Origin of the sequence: Sphingomonas azotifigens NBRC 15497 (genome assembly GCF_002091475.1) — a bacterium.
Lineage (GTDB): Bacteria > Pseudomonadota > Alphaproteobacteria > Sphingomonadales > Sphingomonadaceae > Sphingomonas > Sphingomonas azotifigens.
Genome location: NZ_BCTR01000159.1, coordinates 1 through 595, shown reverse-complemented (window position 1 = coordinate 595; position 595 = coordinate 1). Strand labels below are relative to the sequence as shown.

Annotated in this window: 1 protein-coding gene; it reads right to left on the bottom strand. The window is 63.9% G+C overall.

Annotated elements, in window-relative coordinates; translation table 11 throughout:
• The coding region (locus SAZ01S_RS23425; RefSeq protein ID WP_218018169.1) for a S41 family peptidase at window positions 1-595 on the bottom strand (595 nt) is incomplete at both ends.

Here is a 595-nt window from a genome sequence, read left to right as displayed (position 1 = left end):
CAACCTCGTCCGTGCCGTCGGCGCGGAGCCGCATGCAATTCGGGACACGGAATCGCAGTTGCGAATGGGTCAGGACGAGGGGATCGCCATCCGCCATGAATCCGCAGCCATCCCCCCCGGTACGCGCGCCAAGCACCTTCGCGATGCCGTTGTCCTTCATCGTCGCGACGAACATCTCCGCAGCGGAAAAGCTGCGCTTATCCGCGAGGACATAGACCGGGCCTGTCCAGGCGCCGAAATTCGGCTCGATGGCGGCGGACCAGGAAAGCCTGCTCGCCAGTTCGCGATCGCCATAGGCGCCTTTCGGCAGGCTACGCATAAAGCCGCCTGCGGAGCCGGCCGCGAGGAGATTGTTGCACCCGTCCCGCTTCCAAGGGCGTTGTTCGGTCCAGACCCAGGAGAGATTGCAGCGCTGCTTTCCGATACGTGCTTTTGCGTCTTCAAAGAAACTGCGCGCCTGCTCCAGCCCCCTGACGGCATCGGCCTCGGGCTTGGTTGCCAAACCTCGGTTCATCGAGCGGATCTGCTCGTCGAAATATTTGGCCGAGACGGGCGCGTCGACCATCCACAGCGGCGCGGACGTGACGGTGCGATC